16 protein-coding genes, 1 pseudogene and 1 other annotated feature are annotated in these 22453 nt (G+C 53.8%); of the genes and pseudogenes, 5 read left to right on the top strand and 12 right to left on the bottom strand.

Annotation, left to right across the window (positions count from 1 at the left end; all coding sequences use genetic code 11):
- Positions 1 to 70: 70 nt before the first annotated feature.
- Entirely contained in the window at positions 71 to 1294 is a 1224-nt protein-coding gene (locus JJU47_RS08520; RefSeq protein WP_228618226.1) for a DASH family cryptochrome, read from the bottom strand.
- A gap of 336 nt (positions 1295 to 1630) precedes the next feature.
- On the opposite strand from JJU47_RS08520, the gene JJU47_RS08515 reads away from it, so the two are divergent.
- Positions 1631 to 2278 (top strand): YczE/YyaS/YitT family protein, encoded by a 648-nt coding sequence (locus tag JJU47_RS08515; RefSeq protein ID WP_228618224.1) that lies wholly within the window; start codon positions 1631 to 1633, stop codon positions 2276 to 2278.
- A 44-nt stretch (positions 2279 to 2322) separates the two neighbouring features.
- On the opposite strand, the gene JJU47_RS08510 is transcribed toward JJU47_RS08515, so the two are convergent.
- Positions 2323 to 3357, bottom strand: coding sequence for a zinc-binding dehydrogenase (locus JJU47_RS08510; protein WP_228618249.1), 1035 nt, complete (start codon positions 3355 to 3357; stop codon positions 2323 to 2325).
- 95 nt (positions 3358 to 3452) lie between these two features.
- A complete protein-coding gene (locus tag JJU47_RS08505; protein ID WP_228618222.1) occupies positions 3453 to 5165 on the bottom strand; it encodes an ABC transporter ATP-binding protein in 1713 nt (570 codons plus the stop codon).
- 118 nt (positions 5166 to 5283) lie between these two features.
- Here JJU47_RS08505 and JJU47_RS08500 point away from each other — a divergent pair, with 118 nt between their 5' ends.
- Both JJU47_RS08500 and JJU47_RS08495 read left to right on the top strand, forming a co-directional pair.
- Positions 5284 to 5634, top strand: coding sequence for an iron-sulfur cluster biosynthesis family protein (locus tag JJU47_RS08500; protein WP_228618219.1), 351 nt, complete (start codon positions 5284 to 5286; stop codon positions 5632 to 5634).
- Positions 5607 to 5822 (top strand): hypothetical protein, encoded by a 216-nt coding sequence (locus tag JJU47_RS08495; protein WP_228618216.1) that lies wholly within the window; start codon positions 5607 to 5609, stop codon positions 5820 to 5822. Before JJU47_RS08500 ends, JJU47_RS08495 begins: the two co-directional genes overlap by 28 nt.
- A 114-nt stretch (positions 5823 to 5936) precedes the next feature.
- On the opposite strand, the gene JJU47_RS08490 is transcribed toward JJU47_RS08495, so the two are convergent.
- The 8 genes and pseudogenes from JJU47_RS08490 to secD all read right to left on the bottom strand — a co-directional run bounded on the left by JJU47_RS08490 (position 5937) and on the right by secD (position 18528).
- The gene (locus tag JJU47_RS08490) at positions 5937 to 7079 is read right to left on the bottom strand and encodes a hypothetical protein (protein ID WP_228618212.1); all 1143 of its coding nucleotides are present in this window, start codon (positions 7077 to 7079) and stop codon (positions 5937 to 5939) included.
- A 109-nt stretch (positions 7080 to 7188) separates the two neighbouring features.
- Entirely contained in the window at positions 7189 to 8961 is a 1773-nt protein-coding gene (gene aspS, locus JJU47_RS08485) for an aspartate--tRNA ligase (protein ID WP_228618210.1), read from the bottom strand.
- Complete coding sequence (gene hisS, locus JJU47_RS08480; protein ID WP_300997681.1) at positions 8958 to 10238, bottom strand: histidine--tRNA ligase; 1281 nt, start codon at positions 10236 to 10238, stop codon at positions 8958 to 8960. The genes aspS and hisS overlap by 4 nt, the downstream gene beginning before the upstream one ends.
- A 40-nt stretch (positions 10239 to 10278) precedes the next feature.
- Positions 10279 to 10513: a binding site (T-box leader), on the bottom strand.
- Between the two features lie 38 nt (positions 10514 to 10551).
- A complete protein-coding gene (gene dtd / locus JJU47_RS08475) occupies positions 10552 to 10995 on the bottom strand; it encodes a D-aminoacyl-tRNA deacylase (protein WP_228618205.1) in 444 nt (147 codons plus the stop codon).
- Positions 10996 to 11012: 17 nt separating this feature from the next.
- The gene (locus JJU47_RS08470; RefSeq protein WP_228618203.1) at positions 11013 to 13202 is read right to left on the bottom strand and encodes a RelA/SpoT family protein; all 2190 of its coding nucleotides are present in this window, start codon (positions 13200 to 13202) and stop codon (positions 11013 to 11015) included.
- Positions 13203 to 13390: 188 nt separating this feature from the next.
- Positions 13391 to 13909, bottom strand: a complete 519-nt coding sequence (locus JJU47_RS08465; RefSeq protein ID WP_024369891.1) for an adenine phosphoribosyltransferase — start codon at positions 13907 to 13909, stop codon at positions 13391 to 13393.
- 1 nt (position 13910) lies between these two features.
- Positions 13911 to 16208 (bottom strand): single-stranded-DNA-specific exonuclease RecJ, encoded by a 2298-nt coding sequence (recJ, locus tag JJU47_RS08460; RefSeq protein WP_228618201.1) that lies wholly within the window; start codon positions 16206 to 16208, stop codon positions 13911 to 13913.
- A gap of 102 nt (positions 16209 to 16310) precedes the next feature.
- A pseudogene (gene secD / locus JJU47_RS14730) lies at positions 16311 to 18528 on the bottom strand (protein translocase subunit SecD).
- A gap of 225 nt (positions 18529 to 18753) precedes the next feature.
- Here secD and zupT point away from each other — a divergent pair.
- Together zupT and JJU47_RS08445 are read left to right on the top strand one after the other, a co-directional pair.
- Positions 18754 to 19608 (top strand): zinc transporter ZupT, encoded by an 855-nt coding sequence (gene zupT, locus JJU47_RS08450; RefSeq protein WP_228618198.1) that lies wholly within the window; start codon positions 18754 to 18756, stop codon positions 19606 to 19608.
- Positions 19609 to 20086: 478 nt separating this feature from the next.
- Entirely contained in the window at positions 20087 to 20278 is a 192-nt protein-coding gene (locus tag JJU47_RS08445) for a hypothetical protein (protein WP_228618196.1), read from the top strand.
- 229 nt (positions 20279 to 20507) lie between these two features.
- Here the strand turns inward: JJU47_RS08445 and JJU47_RS08440 are convergent, their stop codons facing one another.
- Positions 20508 to 22199 (bottom strand): methyl-accepting chemotaxis protein, encoded by a 1692-nt coding sequence (locus JJU47_RS08440; RefSeq protein ID WP_228618193.1) that lies wholly within the window; start codon positions 22197 to 22199, stop codon positions 20508 to 20510.
- Positions 22200 to 22453 lie beyond the last annotated feature (254 nt).

The following is a 22453-nucleotide window of genomic DNA, read 5'->3' as shown; positions in this document are numbered from 1 at the left end:
TGTTGCCTTTACTATAGCTTGTCTATAAAAAGAAGTCAATCAGAAACGATGACTTCTCGTGACAGTTTCGTCACAACCACGTGTTACGAAACGCACCGGTCGGGTCGTAGATTTCTTGTTGCCGGCTGACGTTGAACCGTCGGTCGCGCGAGTCGTTGCCGACGCCGGCTTGGTACGCCCAGTTTCCGTAGTTGCTCGCGACGTCGTAATCAATCAAATTCGCTTCAAAGTACGCTGCCCCGATGCGCCAATCTTGTCCGAGCTCTTTCGTGAAATAACTCGCGACGATTTGACGGCCCCGGTTCGACATCCATCCGGTCGCGTTCAATTCTCGCATGAACGCGTCCACGAAAAGAACGCCGGTCTGACCGGTTTGCCAACGCTCGATGACGTCAGCGTCCACACGCCACGACTTCTCTTTCGAGCGGATGCCTTGCGCCCGGAAGAGGCGCACCCCTTGTTCGAGGGCGACCCATTGGAAGAATTCTCGCCAGAGCAGTTCGAAATAGAGCCAGTACGTCGACTCGTTCGCCCCGTTCTCCCGCTCATGCGTCTCTAACTCATGCAACACACGGCGCGGCGACAACGACCCGTTGGCAAGATACGCCGACAGTTTTGACGAGTCGTCGACGCCAAAGCCGTTCCGTGTCTCTTTATACGTCCGGACGGGACCGTTCAAATAGGCGGCGAGCCGCGCTCGGCCCGCCCGTTCCCCGCCTCGGAACGGGAAGGCGGTACGGGTGTCACGCTCCGGCCGTTCATATGCGACCGGGAACTCGATGGAACGCGCTTCCCCTTCGCACTTTCGGTCAATGGGCCGTTCCGGTCTCGCGTCAGGTTCGACCGCTTTTCGGAACTCCGTGAAAAGAAACGGCATGCGCTCAAACGGGATCTCTGCACGCGGATAAAGCGTGAAGCCGTCGAACGCGTGCCATTCTCCTTTCCACTTTGCCGTGACGTCTTGTTCGCGCGATCGTTCATTATAGCCGAGCGAGCGCTGGAACAACAGGCGGTCGGTGTGGTCGAGAATATCGAGCGGATGCCCGACGTGCACGTATAACGGAATGCCGAGTGCGTTGAGCGAACCACTTAAATCTTCGAGCGATTCATATAAAAACTGTAGCCGTCTCGGTCCGATCGGTGTGACACCAAATCGATTTTCGATTAACTCTTCCGCCCGGATAAAATAATGCCCTTCGACCGGGTCGTCGTGCCGTAACGCAGTTTCTAACGGAAGATGGTCGTCGACCCTTAAATCGTTTCCGTACCAGATGATCGTTTTCAATTGCGCCACCCCCTCTTTTCATTATGCCTAGTTGGTGAGTAGAAGAAACCGCTCAACCTGCACGAAACATGTTTTCAATTCCGCCACGTGTGGAATATACATCATTAGAACAGAAAGGGGTGCAGCAACATGGCTAGAAAAGGTAAATTCGGTACACTCATTAAAGTCGCGACGGCGGTCGCTCCGTTCGTCTACGATTACTATAAAAAGAACAAAGCAAAAAAATCATCGACTCCTAAAAAATAATCACGAGCGCTTCAGACGACGTCTGAAGCGCTTTTTTTCTTGCCACAATCTGAATTGTGATATGATGATGGAACATTTTAGGGAAACGAGGCGACACACATGCAAGCGGTATGGGTACAATCTTTGCGCATCACGTTGAAGTGGGCATTGTTCATGGGCGGCTTGTTCCTCCTCGCCCTCGGCTCATCGATGATGATCACGGCCGACCTCGGCGTCTCGACGTGGGACGTCCTTCATCTCGGCCTCGCCCGCCATACCCCGATCTCGGTCGGGACGATCATTCTGCTCGTCGGGCTGTTGCTCGTGTTGGTCAAGTACATACTCGACCGTATCCGTCCCCAGTTCGGGACGCTCGTCAACGCCATCTTTGTCGGGGTGTTCATGAACCTGATCCTCGACCACCAATGGCTGCCTCGGCTTGACGGCATCGCTTTGAACGTCGGCTGGCTCGTCCTCGGCATCTTCGTCATCGGGATGGGAGCCGGTCTTTACGTTGCCATCGGATACGGGGCCGGTCCGCGCGACGGGTTAACGCTCGCTTTGGCCGACCGCTTCAACACGTCTGTCCGCATGATGCGGACGTGGATGGAGCTGACAGCTTGTCTGATCGGTTGGGTACTCGGTGGTCCGGTTTTCTTCGGGACGGTGCTGTCGATTTTCTTGATCGGTCCGTTCTTTCAATTTTGGCTCGAACAGTTCCGGCGGCTCGTCTCGTTCATCGACCGTCTGAAAGTGGATATCGCCTAACAAAAGAGGCAACCGGATGCTCGCACCGGTTGCCTCTTTTGTTGTCACGGTAGGAGCACGATCTTCCCGAACTTTCCTTTTTGTTTGAAGTACGTCTGGGCAGCTCGCGCCTCGACGAGCGGGAACGTGCGGTCGATGACCGGTTTGATCCGGCCTGCCGCGATGGCATCGAGCATCGCCTTGAACTCTTCACGTGTCCCGAGGACGGAACCGTACATCGTGATGTGCTTCAAGTAAAGCGTCCGAAAATCGAGGTGTGTCGTCTGTCCGCCGGCCGACCCGGAAATGCAGAACTTCCCGCCGTTCTTTAAAATCTCAAACGACGTCTTGAACAACGCGTCGCCGACGACGTCGAGCACCGCATCGACTGGTCCGCCGTTCGCTTCAAGAATCTCGTCCGCTAACGTCTCGGAGCGATAGGAAAAGACGCGGCTCGCGCCGAGCGCTTTCAACTTATCCGCTTCTTTTAAATCCCCGACGATGGCGTACACGTTCGCGCCGTGGACGTTCGCCGCGATTTGGACGTTGAGTGAACCGACCCCGCCGCTCGCTCCCGTGACGACGATCGTCTGTCCCGGTTGAATGTCGATTTGTTCGTTCATGTGCCACGCCGTCAGCCCGCTCACCGAGAACGCGGCGCTGTCGACAAAACTGTCGAGCGGCATGTCGTAACAAAGTGCGGCCGGCCAGGCGACATACTCGGCGTAACCGCCGTCGTATTCCGAGCCGATGAACGACATATCGTCGGCGATATGCTCTTCGCCGTCTTGTCCGCTCGAAGTGAACGGGAACAAGACGACGCGCCGACCGATCATCGAGTCATCCATCCCGCTGCCGACTTCAACGACTTCTCCCGTAATGTCGGAGCCAGGAATCCGCGGGAACTGGACGCCTTCCGGGCGCCAGCCTGACTCCTCGTCCGTCCCGTACGCCCCTTCCCGCATCCAAATCTCAGTATTGTTGATGCCGCACGCCTTCACGCGAACGAGCACTTCATCTTGTTTCGGGCTCGGGGGCAGAAGATCAACGACTTGTAATTGGTCGACATCCCCGTACCCTGTCACTTGAACAGCTTTCATCATCATTGGATTTCCTCCTCATTTCTTCTCGTTCCTGTTTGTCTATACCCGCATCACGCAACACCGCCACCAGAAATCTGATGGCGGTCTGAATGTTACAGTTGTTGACGTCTGAGCAGTCCGGCGAAAACGCCGCCTTGTTTGCTCAGTTCATCGTGCGTCCCGTCCTCGACGATGCCGTCCGATGTGACGACAAGGATGCGGTCGGCATTTTTCACGGTCGCGAGGCGATGGGCGATGATGAGCGTCGTTCGATCGGCCGCGAGTTCGTTGAGCGAATCTTGAATGATCGCTTCCGTCTCGGTATCGAGCGCGGACGTCGCCTCGTCCAAAATCAAAATCGGCGGATTTTTCAAGAACATGCGGGCGATGGCGATCCGTTGCTTCTGTCCGCCCGACAGCTTCAAGCCCCGCTCTCCGATTTGCGTCTCGAGCCCATATTGCAACTCTTCGACGAGCGAGTTCAAGTGCGCTTTCTCGACCGCGTGCATGATTTCTTCATCCGTCGCGTCGAGCTTGCCGTAGGAGATATTTTCCCGCAGCGTCCCGGCGAACAAGAACACGTCTTGTTGCACGATACCGATTTGACGGCGCAGGCTCTCTTTCGTCATATCGCGGATGTCCATGCCGTCGATCGTGATCGCCCCATCCGTCACGTCATAAAAACGCGGGATGAGCGAACAAATCGTCGTCTTGCCGGCCCCGCTCGTCCCGACGAGAGCGACCGTCGTACCCGACTCGATGTCGAGGTCGATATGCGTCAACACTTGGCGGTAGTCCGAGTAGCCGAACGACACGTCGTGGAACGCGATATTTCCTTTTAACGTCTTGACGTCGAGTGCGTCCGGACGGTTCTCGATGTCCGGCGCCTCATCTAAGAGCTGGGTGAACCGCTTGAAGCCGGCCATCCCTTTTGGATACATCTCAAGGAGTGCCGTGATCTTCTCGATCGGTTTGATGAGCAAGTTCATATACAAGATGAACCCGACGAGCTGACCGTAAGACAACTGGCCTTGATACGTTAAATACGCCCCGTAGACGAGAACGAGCAACGTCATGAGCCGCGTCGTGATGTAGATGCCGGCGAGCGACTTACTCATGACCCGATACGCCTCGATCTTCGAGCCGCGGTAAAAGTTATTGTCTTTTTGGAAGCGATCGATCTCGAACGTCTCGTTCGTGAACGATTGGACGACGCGCGCACCGGAGACGCTATCCTCGACGCGGGCGTTCACTTCCCCGATGTTCGTATACATCTTTTGCCACGCCTTGTTCATGTTCTTATTGGCGTATGTAATCATGATGACAAGGAACGGCACGGCGACGACCGTGACGAGCGCGAGTTGCGGATCGATCGAGAACATGATCCCGAACGCACCGAGCAACGTCATGATGGCGATGAAGAAATCTTCCGGCCCGTGGTGCGCCACTTCGCCGATATCGAACAAGTCGTTCGTCACCCGGCTCATCAAGTGACCGGTCTTATGGTTGTCAAAGAAACGAAACGACTGCTTATGGATGTGGGTGAACAGCTCTTCGCGCATATCGGTCTCGATATTGATGCCGAGCTTATGCCCCCAGTAGTTGACGACGTATTGCATCATCATGGCGAGTATGTACAGAATGAGCAAGCCGATGCTGATGATGATGATCCAGTTCCATTCGCCCCCTGGCAACAGGTCGTCGATGAACCATTGGACGGCGAGCGGAAAGCCGAGCTCGAGCAGGCCGACGAGGATGGCGAACGAGAAATCAAGGATGAATAACTTCTTATGTGGACGATAATAACTAAAAAAACGTGAAATCATTTCTTTTCCCCCTTCTATCCCATTAGTTTACGCCTCTTTACAGGAAGAGGAAAATGAGAAGCACGTCTTTTTCAATCTTTTTTCAGACGATGTATAATGAACATAAGGAGTGATTCATATGAACGTACACATTACAGAACGCGCGATAGAGCGCATCAACGCCTTGAAAGGTGACCGTGACGGACAGATGCACTTGTTTTACGAGACGGAAGGTTGCGGCTGCGGCAACAGCGGCATCTTCGAGATCCGCTATGTGACCGAGACGACACCGGAAGACGTCGAGATCGACTCGAACATCGGACCCGTCCTCATCAAGAACTGGACGAAAGTGTTCTTAGACGAAGACATGATCATCGACTATCGTGACGATAAACGGTCACTCGTCTTGAAGAGCAACGGCCAAGTGTTCAATTCGAACTTGCTCGTGACCGACGGGACCGGTTGCCAGTTGAACGTACCGAGCGCATGAAACAAGCGTTACGAGACCATCCGAGCCTCTGGCTATGGTTCATCTTCAGCTTCGGGCTCGGCCTGTTCGGCATCTATCTCGCTTTCACCGATTCCGTCTATACGATGACGGCGGTGATCGTGTCGTTGTTCGCGTTCGGGTTCGCGCTTCAGCAAACAGCGAAGAAAATGAATGACCAGAAAGAGTAGAGAATGGACAAGAGCTAGCCCTCAATCTACTCTGATACGTACGAAAACTTAGCATCATCGAATAGCGCAGAAAAACGTCACTCCTAAAAAGTTGGAGTGACGTTTTCTAATGCTTCAATCGAGCTCAATCGTATTGAATGTAATCAACCCATCATCTTTTAGCACCCCATAGGCCACACGCCCGTCGACAAAAATCGGTTTCGACGTCATCCCGCCCGTGTTCGGTATTGTCGCCACGCTCTCTTGGCTCAAGTCCGCAATCAACAATCGATTCATCCCTTCACGGAAAAGGATTCGGTCGTCATCGAGGAAACGAAACGCATCGAACGTGATTTTCGTCTGCGAACTTCTATGCTCAAACGTTTCAGACGATGACTTCTTGATAAATACCGCTCGTCCTTCTTTGCCGAGCGCCACATAATCGGTCCCCGTCTCAAAATCAATCAATGCGTCCATCTCTTCGTCAAACGCACCATCGACCGACACGAGCCTCGTCGTTTTGTCCCCTTGTTCGAAGAGGCTTTGATGGACGATGCCACCGTTCATACCGCCGCGGTAGTCGAATGCGTACTCACCGTCTCGGTTTTCTCCTTCTTGCAGCGTGTACGTCCGTAGCGTTTCAATCGTACGTTCCGTCGGCGAGTACTGCACCAGACTTGACGTCGTCACCGCCTCTGAGGCCACATAGTCGACCCACATGAAGCCATCTTCTGATGTGACCACATGCGGGGGAGGCGTCTGAAACGCGCTAAGCCCCTTGTCAAGTTCAGTCGGCTCCGTTTCATTCAACTTCATCCGGTACATCGTCCAGGAGAAGGCATCACCTTCGACCCGTTCATACTCAAGCCATACCAACTCGTCTTTGATTCCGACGAGGTTCCCAATCGTTTGATTCGTTTTGTAAACCGATTGATTGGACGCCTCTTCCGTGTCATAGACGAACACTTCATGAGTCGTTTCCCCCGTCGAATGCGTATAGACGATTCGCGTGTCGACGATATGCTCCGGTGCGATCATCGGTGATTGATCGGCGAAGAATAACGAGAGGTCATATGTATTCACTTCCCCGAATGATTTAACTTCCCCGGCATGCGACAATGAAATCGTACCGGCGTTCACAGGCTCTGATTTTGTTGCCGTCTCCTTGGCGACTTCCTCGACTGGCGGTGTCGCCTTCGTTTCCTCGAAACACCCCGATAAAATGGCCGCCAATCCGAGCGTCAGCCCGACCGTTGTCGCTCGTTTTTTTATTCTCATCTTTTCCCCACTTTCAAAAATACAATTTATCCCATAATCATAACATCATTTCCCTTCTTTACATATACGAAAAAAGACCCGCCAATTGACGGGTCCTTGTAACTACAAGTTATTTCTTCTCTTTCACCGCTGTCCGGATCGACAACTCTTCAAGTTGCGCGTCCGCGACCGGGCTCGGAGCTTGCGTCAACAGACAGCTCGCCGATGCCGTTTTCGGGAAGGCAATCGTGTCACGAAGGTTCGAACGACCCGCGAGGATCATGACGAGACGGTCGAGACCGAGTGCGATACCAGCGTGTGGCGGTGTGCCGTATTCGAACGCTTCGAGCAAGAAGCCGAACTGGTCGACCGCTTCTTCTTCTGTGAAGCCGAGCAGTTTGAACATGCGCTCTTGAATGTCGCGCTCATAAATCCGTTGCGATCCGCCGCCGAGCTCGTAGCCGTTCAAGACGAGGTCATAAGCGAGCGCGCGTACGCTCGCCGGGTCTGTCTCGAGAAGATGGAGGTCTTCGCGGTTTGGCATCGTGAACGGGTGGTGGTTGGCGTAGAAGCGGCCGTCTTCTTCTTCGAACGTGACGAGCGGGAAGTCCGTCACCCAAAGGAAGTTGAACTTCGACTCGTCGATGAGACCGAGCTCATGACCGAGCTTGACGCGAAGGGCGCCGAGGCTGTCAGCGACGACCGTCGGTTTTGCTGCCACGAAGAGAAGAAGGTCGCCCGCTTCCGCGTTCGTCGCTTCGATCAATTTCGCTGCATACGTCTCGTCGAAGAACTTGGCGATCGGTCCGTTCAAGCCTTCTGCCGTCACTTTGAGCCACGCGAGTCCTTTCGCGCCGTAGACGGCCGTGAACTCTTGAAGCTTGTCGATGTCTTTACGCGAGAACTTGTCGGCCTCGCCTTTGACGTTGATCGCTTTCACGTGTCCGTTTGACTCGAGCGCCATATCGAACACTTTGAAGCCCGCGCCTGTGACGGCGTCGGCGACGTCGATCAGTTCCAGACCGAAACGTGTGTCCGGCTTGTCTGAACCGAAACGGCGCATCGCTTCCGCGTGCGTCATGCGTTCGAACTTCGCTGGCGTATCGGTGCGACCGAGCGTCGCTTCCATCACTTGCGCCATCATCGACTCCATCATCGCCATCAAGTCTTCGACGTCCATGAAACTCGTCTCGATGTCGACTTGTGTGAATTCCGGTTGACGGTCGGCCCGAAGGTCTTCGTCACGGAAGCAGCGTGCGATTTGGAAGTAACGATCGAATCCGGCCACCATCAAGAGCTGTTTGAACAACTGCGGTGATTGCGGGAGCGCGTAGAACTCACCGCCGTGGACACGGCTCGGGACGAGATAGTCACGCGCGCCTTCTGGTGTCGACTTCGTCAAGATCGGTGTCTCGACTTCGAGGAACTCCTCTTCCGTCAAGAAGTTCCGGATCGTGTTCGACGCTTTCGAACGGAGACGGAACGTCTCTTGGAGCGCCGGACGACGAAGGTCGAGGTAACGATATTTGAGACGAAGGTCTTCTGAGACGTTCTCGGCCTCGTCCCCGATCGGAATTGGTGTCATCTTCGCCGCATTCAAGATGTTGATCTCTGAAGCGATGACTTCGACGTTTCCGGTCGGCATGTTCGGGTTCTTGTTCTCGCGTTCGAGGACGGTCCCTTTAATGTCTAAGACGTATTCGCTGCGGATCGATTCGGCGAGTTGGTGGACCGATTCGTTTTCTGGGCGAACGACGACTTGGACGATGCCCGTCCGGTCACGAAGGTCGATGAAGATGAGGCCTCCGAGGTCACGACGTTTCTGTACCCATCCTTTAAGTTGTACTTCTTGACCGATGAGTGACTCTGTCACGCGGCCGTTCATATGTGTGCGTCCGATCATTGTCCTGCTCCTTCCGATAGTTCACGAATTTTGTCTGCGACGGCCGAGAGCGGCACGTCGACTTGTTCCCCGGTCGCCATGACCTTGAGGGAAGCTGACCCGCGTTCGACTTCATCATCTCCGAGGATGACGGTGAACGACGCTTTCAACCGGTCGGCTTGTTTAAATTGCCCTTTGAACTTGCGTCCGAGATAATCACGGTCCGCTTTGAAGCCTTCGATGCGAAGCAGTTGCAACAGGCGTGTCGCTGTCACTTCGACTTCTTTGCCGCCTTGGGCGACGACGAAGACGTCAAGGCCAGTCTCAAGCTCCGGCAGCACCCCTTCGTTCTCGAGCGCGAGAATGAGTCGCTCGAGACCGATGCCAAAACCGATTCCCGGCATGTCCGGCCCGCCGATGTCTTGGACGAGACCGTTATAGCGTCCCCCGCCGCACAGCGTCGTGATGGCGCCGAAGCCCTCTGCTTCTGACATGATCTCGAACGCCGTGTGCGTGTAGTAGTCAAGACCACGGACGAGCGTCGGATCGACAACGTATGCGACACCGAGCGCGTCCAAGTGCTCGAGCACTTTGTCGAAGTAAGCTTTCGATTCCGCGTTCAAGAAATCGAGAATCGACGGCGCCGACTTCATCGCCGGGTGGTCGCGGTCGACTTTACAGTCGAGGACGCGGAGCGGGTTTTGGTGAAGCCGCGTCTGACAATCCTGGCATAGTTCACTCGCGACCGGCTCGAAGTGACGGATGAGCGCTTCGCGGTGGGCGTTACGGCTCTCGGCGTCCCCGAGCGAGTTGACGACGACTTTGATTTTTTTCAAACCGAACGATTTGTAGATCGAATAGGCGAGACTGATGACTTCGGCGTCAACGGCCGGGTCACTGCTGCCGATCGCCTCGACACCGTATTGGTGCAGTTGGCGGAAGCGGCCTTTTTGCGGACGCTCATAGCGGAACATCGGACCCATGTAATACAACTTTGTCGGCTGGTCGGGGCTCCCGAACAGCTTGTTCGTGACGAAAGCGCGGACGACCGAGGCCGTCCCTTCCGGACGGAGCGTGTACTCGTCCTTGCCTTTTTTCACGAGCGTGAACATCTCTTTTTGGACGATGTCCGTCGTCTCGCCGACGCTGCGTGTGAACAGGTCGGTCGTCTCAAAGATTGGCGTGCGAATCTCTTTATAGTTATAACGGGCACTGATGTCGCGTAATTTCTCTTCGACATATTGCCACGTTTCGACCGTGCCCGGGAGCAGGTCTTGTGTACCGCGTGGTGCTTTCATCAACATTCCCTCCTTAAAATACAAAAAAGGCCCTCGTCCGCAAAGGGACGAGAGCCTGTCTAGGTTTCCCGTGGTACCACCCTCGTTGCAGAGCCAATGCTTGAAACTCTGCCACTCGAAATCGGTTAACGCCCGATGAAACGGCTTCCCCTACTGAAGTTCAAGGAAGCACCTCCAAAGTGTCGTTCGGGTCATCATCCAGTCGATGCTTTCAGCCTCGGCATCGCTCTCTTTACTGGTGGGGTGACCGTACTCTTCTTTATCACAGGTGTTAGGTTATATGCTTCATGATGCCGAATTTTGACACCTTCTGTCAAGCGTTTTTTTCGAGCATGAGCGTCACCGGTCCGTCGTTGACGAGCGCGACGTCCATCATCGCCCCGAACGTTCCGGTCTCGACGACGAGACCGTGCGTGCGAAGACGGGCGTTGAACTGCTCATAGAGCGTCTCGGCGACGTCAGGCTTCGCGGCCTGCGTGAAGGCCGGCCGTCGTCCTTTTAGCGTGTCGCCGTAGAGCGTGAACTGGGACACCGACAACACTTTTCCAGCGACGTCTTGAATCGACAAGTTCATCTTCTCATTCGCGTCTTCAAACACACGGAGACCGGCCACTTTATCGGCAAGCCAGTTCACTTCCGCTTCCGTGTCCTCATGGGTGACCCCGACGAGGAGCAGGTAGCCGGCGTCGATCGCGCCGACGATTTCCTCGTCGACGGTGACGGATGCTTGTTTTACTCGTTGCAACAATACACGCACTTAAAATCTTCCTTTCGTCACGTCATCATGACTCGGCTCACCGAGTACACGTCCGAAATCTGCTTGATCCGGTCGACGACTTTTTGCAAATGGTTCACGTTCGGGATCGAAATCGTCATCGAGATGCGAGCTTGTTTGTTCGTGTCCCCGCGTCCGCTGACGGCGACGATGTTCGTGTTCGTCGCCGAGACGGCTTGGAGCACGTCGTTCAACAGTCCCGAACGGTCATATCCAGTAATCTCGATATCGACGTTGTAGTTCTTCTCTTTCGCCTGACCCGCTTCCCACTCGACCGTGAGAAGCCGTTCCGGATGCTGCTCGTTGATGATGTTCAAGCAGTCTTTCCGGTGAATCGACACGCCGCGCCCGCGCGTGATATAGCCGACGATCTCATCGCCCGGCACCGGGTTACAGCATCGGCTCATCCGGATGAGCATGTTGTCGATTCCTTTCACGGAGACGCCGGCCTCGGCCGTCTTCTTCTTCGGCGATTGGCTCACTTTCAGCTCGTTGATCGCATCAGACAGCTCGAGTTTCGGCTCTTTCCGTTGCTTCTCGGTCAACTTGTGCGCGACTTGCGCGGCGGTGATGCCGTGATAGCCGACAGCGGCGTACATCTCTTCTTCATTGCCGAAGTTGAACTTCTCAACGACAACGCTGATCGATTGGTCGTCGATGACTTCTTTCGGCTCGAAGCCGAGTTTTTTGATCTCGACGTCGACGAGTTCTTTCCCTTTCTCGACGTTCTCTTCACGTTGTTGACGTTTGAACCATTGGCGAATCTTGTTCTTCGCTTGGCTCGAGACAGCGAGTTTGAGCCAGTCCTTGCTCGGACCGTAACTATGTTTCGACGTGATGATCTCGATGATGTCACCCGTCTCGAGTTTATGGTCGAGCGGCACCATCCGTCCGTTCACTTTAGCGCCCGTCATCCGGTGGCCGATCTCGGTGTGGATGCGATACGCATAGTCGATCGGGACCGATCCTTTCGGCAACTCGAAGACGTCGCCTTTCGGCGTGAAGACGTAGAGCATGTCGCTGAAGAAATCGACTTTTAGCGACTCCATGAACTCTTCTGCGTCCGTCGTGTCTTTTTGCAGTTCAAGAATTTCGCGAAGATGGGCGATTTTCTCATCGAACCCGTTCGTCGCGACGTTCTTCCCTTCTTTATACGCCCAGTGTGCGGCGATCCCGAACTCGGCGATGAAGTGCATGTCTTTCGTTCGAATCTGCACTTCGAGCGGCTCACCTTTCGGTCCGATCACCGTCGTGTGAAGCGACTGATACATGTTTGGTTTCGGCATGGCGATATAGTCTTTGAACCGGCCCGGCATCGGCTTGTACTGCGTATGGATGATACCGAGGACGGCGTAGCAGTCACGAATCGAATCGACGATGATCCGGACGGCCATCAAATCATAAATCTCATTGAATTCTTTCTTATGTTTCACCATCTTGTTATAGATGGAATAAATATGTTTCGGGCGACCGTTCACATCCGCCTCGATGCTCACTTCCTCGAGGACAGCGTTCACTTCCGTGATGACCGACGTGACGAGCGCTTCCCGCTCGGTGCGCTTTTGTTTCATCATCGAGACGATCTTGTAGTATTGCTGCGGATTGATATATCGTAGCGAAATATCTTCGAGCTCCCACTTGATCGTCGAGATCCCCATCCGGTGTGCGAGCGGGGCGAAAATCTCGAGCGTCTCCTCGGCCTTTTGGACTTGCTTCTCTTTCGGCATATGTTGAAGCGTCCGCATGTTGTGGAGACGGTCGGCGAGCTTAATCAAGATGACCCGCACATCTTCTGCCATCGCGATGATCATCTTGCGATGATTCTCGGCGAGCTCTTCTTTTTTCGACTTGTACTTGATTTTCCCGAGCTTCGTCACGCCATCGACGAGCATGGCCACATCCGCACCGAATTCGTCCGCGAGCTCTTTGAGCGTCACGTCCGTGTCCTCGACGACGTCATGCAGGAGTGCCCCGATGATCGTCGTCGCGTCCAACCCGATATCGACGAGAATCCCGGCCACTTGGACCGGGTGGAGGATGTAAGGTTCGCCGGAACGTCTGAACTGACCGGTATGATGCAGTTTTGCGTATTCGTAAGCGCGTTTCACTTCAGCAATATCGTCTTCACTCATATACTCCCCGAGCGCGTCGAGAAGGTCCTCAATACTTACGATTTGTTTTTTGGTCATAACATTCGACACCCTTTTTCTTACCGCCCCAATCGTCTCGGATTCGACGCAGCATGGTAGTAGTAAACGTTCATATATATTCTAATTTTACTTACTATTATCAAAAAAATCTGACGACCTGTCAAAGGTTGCGGGTTATTTTCCTCAAAAACTATTCAAAAAAGGGAAGCGAAACGCTTCCCTTCGAATCAGTCTTCGTAGCGGATGAGTGAGAACACGTCGTATCCTTCGAGACGTTCCCGTCCTCCAAGGCCGTCAAGTTCGATCAAGAACCCGATTCCGGCAACGACGCCGCCAAGTTGTTCGATCATTTTGATCGTCGCTTCGATCGTGCCGCCCGTCGCGAGCAAGTCGTCCAAGATGACGACTTGTTGACCTGGTTTGATCGAATCTTTGTGCATCGTCAAAATGTCTGTCCCGTATTCGAGGCCATAAGCGACGCGAACCGTCTCGCGCGGCAATTTGCCTTCTTTACGGACCGGCACGAAACCGATCTCGAGCGCGTAAGCGGCCGGGCAACCGACGACGAAACCGCGTGCCTCAGGACCGGCGATGAGTTCTGCGCCGCGCTCCTGTGCATACGTGACGAGTTCGTCCACTGCTTTTTTATAAGCGACACCGTCTTGCATAAGTGACGTGATGTCTTTGAAGCTGATTCCTTCTTTCGGGTAATCCGCTACTTCTTTAATATGTTGTTTGAAATCCATTTTATGAGTAAGCCTCCTGCATCTTGTTCGATCGCAACGTTTGTAACCGCTCTTTTAGTTCCGCCAACGACGCATAGACGTAACGCTCTTCGAGTTGTTGTTTCCCGACTCGACGTTTATAGCATGGCGCTTCGGTCAAATCACGTTTCGGCGCTTCTGGATTTACTCCAGGCAGTCCGTCTTCCATTGTAACAAGAAATTCGAGTTCAGAGAATACTTGATGCATAAATTGAATCGTATTTTTTGACCATTTTCGCTCGATTGACAAACGAATCAAGTTTTCTCGCAAGTTTTTCCGTTCGCACGTCGCCATATGGACGTAGTATGTTCGGAAATCTTCTCGTGTCGGCAATTTCTCGAAGAACGATCCCCCGCCTTGACCGAACGCACAGTAGACACGTTCGACCCCTTCGTGCAGACGCTCAGCTAGCTCAGACTCATCATCCGGCAAATCGAGCAACACGACGAATCGATTGAGCGGCTCATCGCCTTCATGAAGCGGGAACGTCTCATCCGTCCCTTGGAACGAGACGAAGGAAGTCGCGTCTTTCGGCAAGTCATTCAGCTCTTGCCGCGAATTCTTCTTGCCGCGATAATCGAACACTTGGAAATCATCGACGCGCATGTCTTGAATCATGAGCTGAGGCTTTCGCATCCCGTTCCATTCGTTCACTTGCAGACTGCCCATGAGCGAGACGTGGGCCATCTTAGAAATTTCTGAGACGACGTGGCCGAAACCAAAACCGATGCCGTCAAGTTCACGCTTGTCACCGGCGAGTTGCACTTTCAAATGGGAATTATCGCGGCCGATTTGTCGGATGTCGCGCAGACGCGCATCTGACACGACGACGCGTGGCGACGGGTTTCCCATCCCGAACGGAGCGAGCTTGCCGATCTCTGCGATCAAGTCGAGCGTCACATCGTTCACATCAAGTTTCAAATCGACGTTCACCCGGGCGACGAACGTCTCGTCCGGGATCAACTCCGCTTGTTCGTTCAACCGTTTCCGCAGTTCGGCGACGTTTTCTGACAAGAGCGTCATCCCGGCGGCAGCCGGGTGCCCACCGAAGTGCGGCAAAATATCTTCATTCTTCGACAACTCTTTGAACAAGTCGAAGCCGTCAATCGAGCGGCCCGAACCTTTCGCCTTCCCCGTCTTCGGATCGTGGCAGAGCAGGATGACCGGGCGATAATACGCTTCGACGAGCCGTGACGCGACGATTCCGACGACACCGGGATTCCACCGTTCGCTGGCGACGACGAGGACGCGGTCGTCCGTCATCGATGCCTCGACGAGTTCCGTCGCTTCTTTGGCGATCGTCTTGACGATGTCTTGACGCTCTTTGTTCTGTTTATCGAGTTGTTTGGCGAGCTCGAGCGCTTCCGCTTCCGTCTCGGCGAGGAGCATCTGCAGCGCAGGCATCGCCGAATCGAGGCGTCCGGCCGCATTGATCCGCGGTCCGAACGCGAAACCGACCGATTCCTCGTTCAGCGGTGCGTCCGTCAAAGCGCACACTTCGCGCAAAGCAAGGATACCCGGACGTTTCGACTCATCGAGCGCCTTGAGACCGAGTTTGGCGAGCAGACGGTTTTCCCCGTCGAGCGGCACGAGGTCGGCGATCGTTCCAAGGACGGCCAAGTCGAGCAACTCGTCGGGCATCCGGTCGAGGACGGCGTGTGCCACTTTCAAAGCGACGCCGGCACCGGCCAACTTGTCGTACGGGTACGACGCATCGAGATGCGGATGGATGATGGCGAACGCATCAGGGAGCGTCTCTTTCGGCTCGTGGTGATCGGTGATGATCAAATCAACTTGAAGTTCCTTCAACAGCGCCGCCTCTTCGATCCCAGAGATGCCGCAGTCGACGGTGATGATGAGCGTGAACCCTTCCGTCGCCGCCCAACTGAACGCTTCCTTGTTCGGACCGTATCCTTCCGTGAACCGGTTCGGGATATAACACTCGGCCATGACGCCGATCTCCGTCAAAGCGTGCCACATGACGGCCGAAGCGCTCACCCCGTCGACGTCATAGTCGCCGTAAATGAGGACCATCTCCCCGTCATCAGCCGCCTGTTTCAAGCGTTTGACGACTTTGTCCATCTGTTCAAACAAGTACGGGTCGTGGAACGTGAGCTCGTCCTCGATGTGGAGAAACGCTTTCGCCGCCTCCACTTCGTGATGGCCGCGTTCGACGAGCAACGTCGCGAGTTGCTCCGATATATTCAGTTCGGTTTGGATTCGTTCGACAGCGGCCGTATCCGCTTCCGGATACACCCACCGTTTTTTCGCATGATACATGTCCTTCACTCCAATCAACTGTTGATTATATCAGAAGCAGCCGCGGATGTGCCGTCTTGACATTTAAAAAGGTCCCCCGAGCGAACTCGGGAGACCAAAGAATCATACTTCTGGGGCAGGCTCTGCTTTCTTTTTATTGAGCGTCGTCCGTTTAAGGAGCAACCACAAGTAAGAAGCGATAAAGAGCGATGAATACATCCCCATGAACAAGCCGACGAGAAGAGCAACCGCGAAGCCGCGAATCGATTCGGCACCGAACACGTAGAGCGCGAGCGCCGTCAAGAGGACGGTAATGACCGTGTTGACCGAACGGACGATCGTCTCTTGGATTGATTGGTTGACGATCGAGCGGTAGACGTCCATCGACTTGATCTTCCGCTCTTTCTCATACGCTTGAATATTTTCACGCACCCGGTCGAACGTGACGATCGTGTCGTTGACCGAGTAACCGATGATCGTCAAGATCGCGGCGACGAAGTACAAGTTGACTTCGATCCCGAAAATCGAGAAGGCGACGATCATGAAGAACGCATCGTGGAGCATCGCGACGACGGTCGCGACCGCATACGAGAATTCAAACCGGAACGTGATGTACAAAATGATCCCGAGCGAGGCGAGCGCGACCGCGTAGATTGCGTTCCGCGCAATGTCACGGCCGACTTCGGCCGAGACGGTGCTAATGTTCGGGTCGCTGCCGAACGTCTCCGTGAAGACGTCTTTCACAGAAGCGACGTCTTGTTGACCGAGCTGTCCGACGAACGTGACGTTCGCGAGCGTCCCGCCGTCAGCGTACTGGACAGACGAGATCGACTCGTCGACACCCGCCTCGCGGAATGCTGCTTCGAGTTCTTCTTGCGACACTTGCGTCTCGGTTTGGACTTCGACCCGTGTCCCGGATGCGAAGTCGATCCCGAGGTTCAACCCGCGGAAGAACAAGATGCCGAGACCGATGATGACGATAGCGCACGAGATGAGGAACATCTTGCGCATATGTTTCACATAATTCCATTCAGTGAGTTTAAAGTTCACGGATTTCACTCTCCTTCACACCAAACCAGCCTTTACGCTTGTCGAACAAGCGACTAGCGACGAGAAGGTGCATCAAATAACGTGAGATGAAGACGTTCGAGATGAACGTCATCGCGATCGAGATCATGAGCATGATGGCGAACCCTTTGACCGAGCTCGTCCCGAAGTAGAACAAGACTGCGGCCGAGATGAGCGTCGTCAAGTTGGCATCAATGATCGTGCTGAGGGAACGACGGTTACCGGCACGGAATGCCGACAAGACCGATTTCCCGGAGCGCAGCTCGTCTTTGATCCGCTCCGCCGTGATGATGTTCGCATCGACCGCCATCCCGACCCCGAGGACGAGTGCCGCGATCCCTGGGAGCGTCAAGACGGCGTTGATCCCGTTGAAGAACAACATGATCAAGTTGATGTACAGCACGAGCGTGATGATCGAGACGAGACCTGGCAAACGATAGAAGAACAACATGAATAAGAAGACCGCGGCAATCCCAATCATCGAAGCGAAGACGGTCTTGTCGAGCGCGTCTTGACCGAACTGGGCCGAGACCGACGTCGAGTAGATTTCTTCAAGCTTGACCGGAAGGGCACCGGCGTTCAAAATATCGGCAAGGCGCTGTCCGCTCTCGGCATCGATGCCGCCACCGGAGATGATCGCTTTATCCGACAAGATCGGTCCGTTGACCGATGCGTCCGATACGATTTTCGAGTTCTCTTTTTGAATCTCTGTTTCATACGTGTCGCCTTCTTCATAGTCTAACCAAATGACGAGACGGTTTTCCGGTGCCGGACGTTGCGAGATTTGCGACGTCACTTCACCGAACTTATCGGCCGATTGAAGCGTCAACTCGACGACCGGCTGACCTTGTTGGTCATAGCTGATCGAAGCCCCGCGTGGTGCGAGGTCTTTCCCGTCGAGGAGGACGTTGTCGTCAATGTCACGGAACGTGAGCTGTGCCGTCGAAGACAGCACTTCCCGGGCATCGTTTTGGTTCGAGACGCCCGCGAGTTGGACGCGGATCCGGTTACTGTCCTCGATGCGGATATCAGGTTCCGATACCCCGAGCACGTTGACCCGGTTGTTGATGGCGCGAACGGTTGCATTCATCGCCGACTGGTCGATGACGTCGCCGTCTTCGAGCGGCTGCACTTCGTACAGCACTTCGAACCCGCCTTTTAAGTCGAGTCCGAGGTTCGTGTTTTTCACGACCCAAGGTGTCGTGAGCACGGCAAGTAGGATCGTTGCGATCATGATGACCGCAAAGATCGCGATATTCCCTTTTTTGTACATACGGCTATTTCCTTTCTAAAACACATGTTCTGTTTGAAAATCTTCTCTCGTTAACATTACAAATATTCTAAACATTTATCAATCGTTTTCCTAAAATTGTAACACCAAACGGTCATTTCCCACGATTCTTTTTGCCTGAGCGACTAAATGTTGCGCAAGGGCAAAACTTGATGTATGCTGAATTTATCAAAAAATCAAATTTATTCGTAAAGGAGTCACTCGAAAATGGATAGTACGATTGTATACGCCTTTTTACTCACCTTATTCGCCGGACTCGCGACCGGTATCGGGAGTATGATCGCGTTCTTCGCCAAACGGACGAACACGGCATTCTTATCCGTGTCCCTCGGTTTCTCGGGCGGGGTCATGATTTACGTCTCGTTCGTCGAAATCTTTCCGAAGGCGCTCGAAGAACTGATTGGCGCCCACGGTGAGCAGGCCGGAACGATTTACACGGTGCTCGCCTTCTTCGGCGGGATGCTGCTCATCGGGCTGATCGACAAGTTCATCCCGTCACCGGAGAACCCGCACGAAGTGAAATTCGTCGAGACGATGCAAAACGATCCATCGACACATGAGATGGCGTCGACCGCGACGGCACAGGCCCCGCTCAACGAAGCGTCGAAAAAACGGCTTCATAAGATGGGGCTGTTCATGGCGCTCGCGATCACGATCCATAACTTCCCTGAAGGCTTGGCGACATTCATCTCGGCGCTGAACGACCCGGCCGTCGGTCTCGCCATCGCGATCGCCATCGCCCTCCACAACATTCCGGAAGGGATCGCTGTGTCGGTACCGATCTATTACGCGACCGGCTCCCGTAAAAAAGCACTCAAGTATTCGTTCTTATCAGGTCTTGCCGAGCCGGCAGGCGCCATCGTCGGCTTCTTGATTTTGATGCCGTTCTTGAGCGATACGGTGTTCGGTCTGTTGTTCGCCGCTGTCGGAGGCATCATGGTGTTCATCTCGCTCGATGAACTGTTGCCGGCCGCCCGTGAATATGGACGCGCCCACCATGCGGTGTACGGCATGGTCGCCGGGATGATGGTCATGGCCGCAAGCCTCGTTTTGTTAATGTGACCGTTTGATCCAATCCACGTAAGTATAGTTAAGCCGAAGAAATATACGTTTCTCAGCTTGTTGATTAACACGATCTTTTTATAGTGAGCAACGCAAAACGGTCGCCGTCTGGCGGCCGTTTGTTTTTTCTGATGCCTTGATGGGAGGAGAATAAGCGCTGAACGTGTCGATTTCTGTTCGTCCCCCATCTCATTGGCTTGTTAACGACTTAAAAGACATACGTCTCTATCCTTAGACTTTTTTTCTGGGGCTTTCATTCCAAAATTTAGTGTGTTAGTTTGGCAACTGTCAGGAGGTTTCATGATAAATCACTCAGCTAAAGAATGGATTTACATTGTATTGCTCGCAGCAGTGACCGTTATGTATTTTTTCGTGGACGGAATGAGCGATTCGACAAAGACGATAATCACCATTGCCGTATTTGTCATCGTTGTCGTCCTTAAGTTTGCGGTCAAGACGACTAAGGAGGACGACAGTCATGTCTAACAAGACTAAACTTCAATCTATTATGGGAGCAAAAGATTGGTTTTTCCTCATCATAGTAGCTATTTTAGGTGTCGGAGTGTATGTATTGTTCCATGACAAGATTAACAACGCTGCATTGGTTACAACTATTGCCGTGATAGGGTACGTGATTGGCAAACTCTCTAAAACGTTCACAGGTAACTGAAACAACCATTGAATTAAAAAAAGTTACAGACACGTCTGTAACCTCAGGCTGCAGACAAGTAAGCTGTCTGCAGTTTTTTGCTTTAATTGCTTAGCACAAGAATGAGTCAAAGCTTCTGTATAGTGAACAACAACGAAGTCATGTTTCAGTTCGACTGTAACACGACTTCGTCTACACGCTTTGAGGTCGAAGCAGCAAGCCTTTCTCCGCCCTATGTCATGTGTACCACTTACTGTTCATCAGACGTTTTAAAGAGGTGCAAAAGATCTTTCAACTCAACAGACATATGGCTCATCGTCTCAGCGATGCCGTTGATTTCTTGGATGGCGGCGAGTTGCTCTTCCACGTTCGCTCCCGCTTCTTCGACGCTCCGTTGCGTCGAGACAGCGTTCGTCGACATATCTTCGACCGAGACAGCGACTTCCGTCGTGTTCGCACTCACTTCTTCGGTCGCAGCGGCAATCTCGCTCATTTGGCGGGACGTCTCTTGAATGACCGAGACGATTTCTTTGAACGCTTCCGCGACTTCCCCCATTTGGGCGACACCGCTCGAGACGTGTCCGCTCGTCACGTCAAACGCCGACTCGACTTGTTTCGTGTCCCGTTGGATGTCGCCGACGACCGCTTGAATCTGTTTGGCCGACTGTTTCGACTCCTCGGCGAGTTTCCGGACCTCGGCCGCGACGACGGCGAACCCTTTGCCGTGTTCTCCCGCCCGTGCCGCTTCGATGGCGGCGTTCAAGGCAAGCAAGTTCGTCTGTTCGGTGATGGCCGTGATCGACCGGGTGATCTTCTCAATCTCGAGCGACTGGTTCGAGAGCCGCTCGACCATCTGTTGGGTCAAGTCGTTGGCACGTTGAATCTCTTGCATTCTCGCTTCGGCCAGTTGAATCGTCTCGAGTCCCCCGCTCGCCGCTTCGAGCGTATGGATCGTCTGTTCGTTCACACCTTGTGAGGCGGCCGCGATCTGATTCAGGCCGGTGACGGCTTGATTGACGCCAGACGTGCCCTCTTCCGCTCGTTTGGCCGACACTTGGGCGGCGATGTTCATATCTTCGAACAGACCGGCCACGCCTTGAGTCGTCGTCGCGACGTGATCGGTGCTTGCGTACAGTTCTTCAGAGTAGGCCGTCACTTTGTCCGAGGCCGCGCCGACTTGGCGAATCAAGCTGACGAGGTTGCGTTTCATATCGTTGAACGCCGTGACGAGGTCACCGAGCTCATCGTTCGACTCGACTTCGATGTCGCCACCGGTCAAGTCGCCTTCTGCGACGACACGTGCCTCATTCACGAGGCGGTTGATCGGTTTCAAGAACAGTTTCTGTAAGGCGAGCAACGAGAAGATTCCGATGCCGACACCGATGACGCTAATGATGATCATCCATACGATCGACTGGCCCGCACCCGCTTGGACGGCATCCGTCTCTGCCGACAATAGGTCGGCTTGGTGGGCGACGAGGTCTGTCACTGTCATCCGCACCCGGTCGGTCGTCGGCGTCACGCTCGTATTGAGCACCGTCTTGAAGCCAATCTCATCTTGTTGTTGGCGAAGCTCGATGGCACGTCCCATCTCGGTATCGAGATGTTGATTGAACTTTTCCAAGTCACCGATCCAACCGAGCACCTTCTCGTCTGTCGAGGCTGCTTTTAAAGCGTCCATCAACTCATCTCGCTTCTCCTTTGACGCTTCAAGGCTGATGAGCGTCTTCGGGTTGGAGACGAGCAAGTAATAATTTAAATAACGTTCTGCATCCGTGACGGTGAGCGCCAAGTCTTCGGCGATCAACATCTGTTTGAGCCCTTCGTTCAAGACACGGTCATACTCGGATGTCGTCCGCTGCAACTGATACGAACCGAGCGCCCCGACGAAAAGGAGGGCGATGATTGTCGGCACGAGCGCGATTGCCATTTTGCGCCGCATCGAAGACCGTCCCAACTTTTTGGCTGTTCGAGGCTTCCGTCTCCAGTTCGTCAACTGTCGTACATATCGTTTCACGTCCATGTTCATTCTCCTTCATGTCAAAAGTCTTCTCAATCCGACCTTAATGCAAACGTTTTCACGATGCAATTTGATTTTTGGAAATAAGGTCGATGAATCGAATCATTGACGAAGATTGACAAAAAACAGCCATTTCCGTTATCCTTAAATCGTAATTATTACTATTTAAGAGGTGC

Origin of the sequence: Exiguobacterium sp., from assembly GCF_020832205.1 — a bacterium.
Taxonomy (GTDB): Bacteria; Bacillota; Bacilli; order Exiguobacteriales; family Exiguobacteriaceae; genus Exiguobacterium.
This window is presented reverse-complemented; position numbering and strand designations above follow the sequence as displayed.

Excerpts from the sequence above, each read along its gene's own strand:
- JJU47_RS08515 (WP_228618224.1), top strand. The coding sequence starts at position 1,631 with ATGCAAGCGGTATGGGTACAATCTTTGCGCATCACGTTGAAGTGGGCA.
- JJU47_RS08510 (WP_228618249.1), bottom strand. The coding sequence starts at position 3,357 with ATGAAAGCTGTTCAAGTGACAGGGTACGGGGATGTCGACCAATTACAA.
- JJU47_RS08505 (WP_228618222.1), bottom strand. The coding sequence starts at position 5,165 with ATGATTTCACGTTTTTTTAGTTATTATCGTCCACATAAGAAGTTATTC.
- JJU47_RS08500 (WP_228618219.1), top strand. The coding sequence starts at position 5,284 with ATGAACGTACACATTACAGAACGCGCGATAGAGCGCATCAACGCCTTG.
- JJU47_RS08490 (WP_228618212.1), bottom strand. The coding sequence starts at position 7,079 with ATGAGAATAAAAAAACGAGCGACAACGGTCGGGCTGACGCTCGGATTG.
- aspS (WP_228618210.1), bottom strand. The coding sequence starts at position 8,961 with ATGATCGGACGCACACATATGAACGGCCGCGTGACAGAGTCACTCATC.
- hisS (WP_300997681.1), bottom strand. The coding sequence starts at position 10,238 with ATGAAAGCACCACGCGGTACACAAGACCTGCTCCCGGGCACGGTCGAA.
- JJU47_RS08470 (WP_228618203.1), bottom strand. The coding sequence starts at position 13,202 with ATGACCAAAAAACAAATCGTAAGTATTGAGGACCTTCTCGACGCGCTC.
- JJU47_RS08465 (WP_024369891.1), bottom strand. The coding sequence starts at position 13,909 with ATGGATTTCAAACAACATATTAAAGAAGTAGCGGATTACCCGAAAGAA.
- recJ (WP_228618201.1), bottom strand. The coding sequence starts at position 16,208 with ATGTATCATGCGAAAAAACGGTGGGTGTATCCGGAAGCGGATACGGCC.
- zupT (WP_228618198.1), top strand. The coding sequence starts at position 18,754 with ATGGATAGTACGATTGTATACGCCTTTTTACTCACCTTATTCGCCGGA.
- JJU47_RS08445 (WP_228618196.1), top strand. The coding sequence starts at position 20,087 with ATGTCTAACAAGACTAAACTTCAATCTATTATGGGAGCAAAAGATTGG.
- JJU47_RS08440 (WP_228618193.1), bottom strand. The coding sequence starts at position 22,199 with ATGCGGCGCAAAATGGCAATCGCGCTCGTGCCGACAATCATCGCCCTC.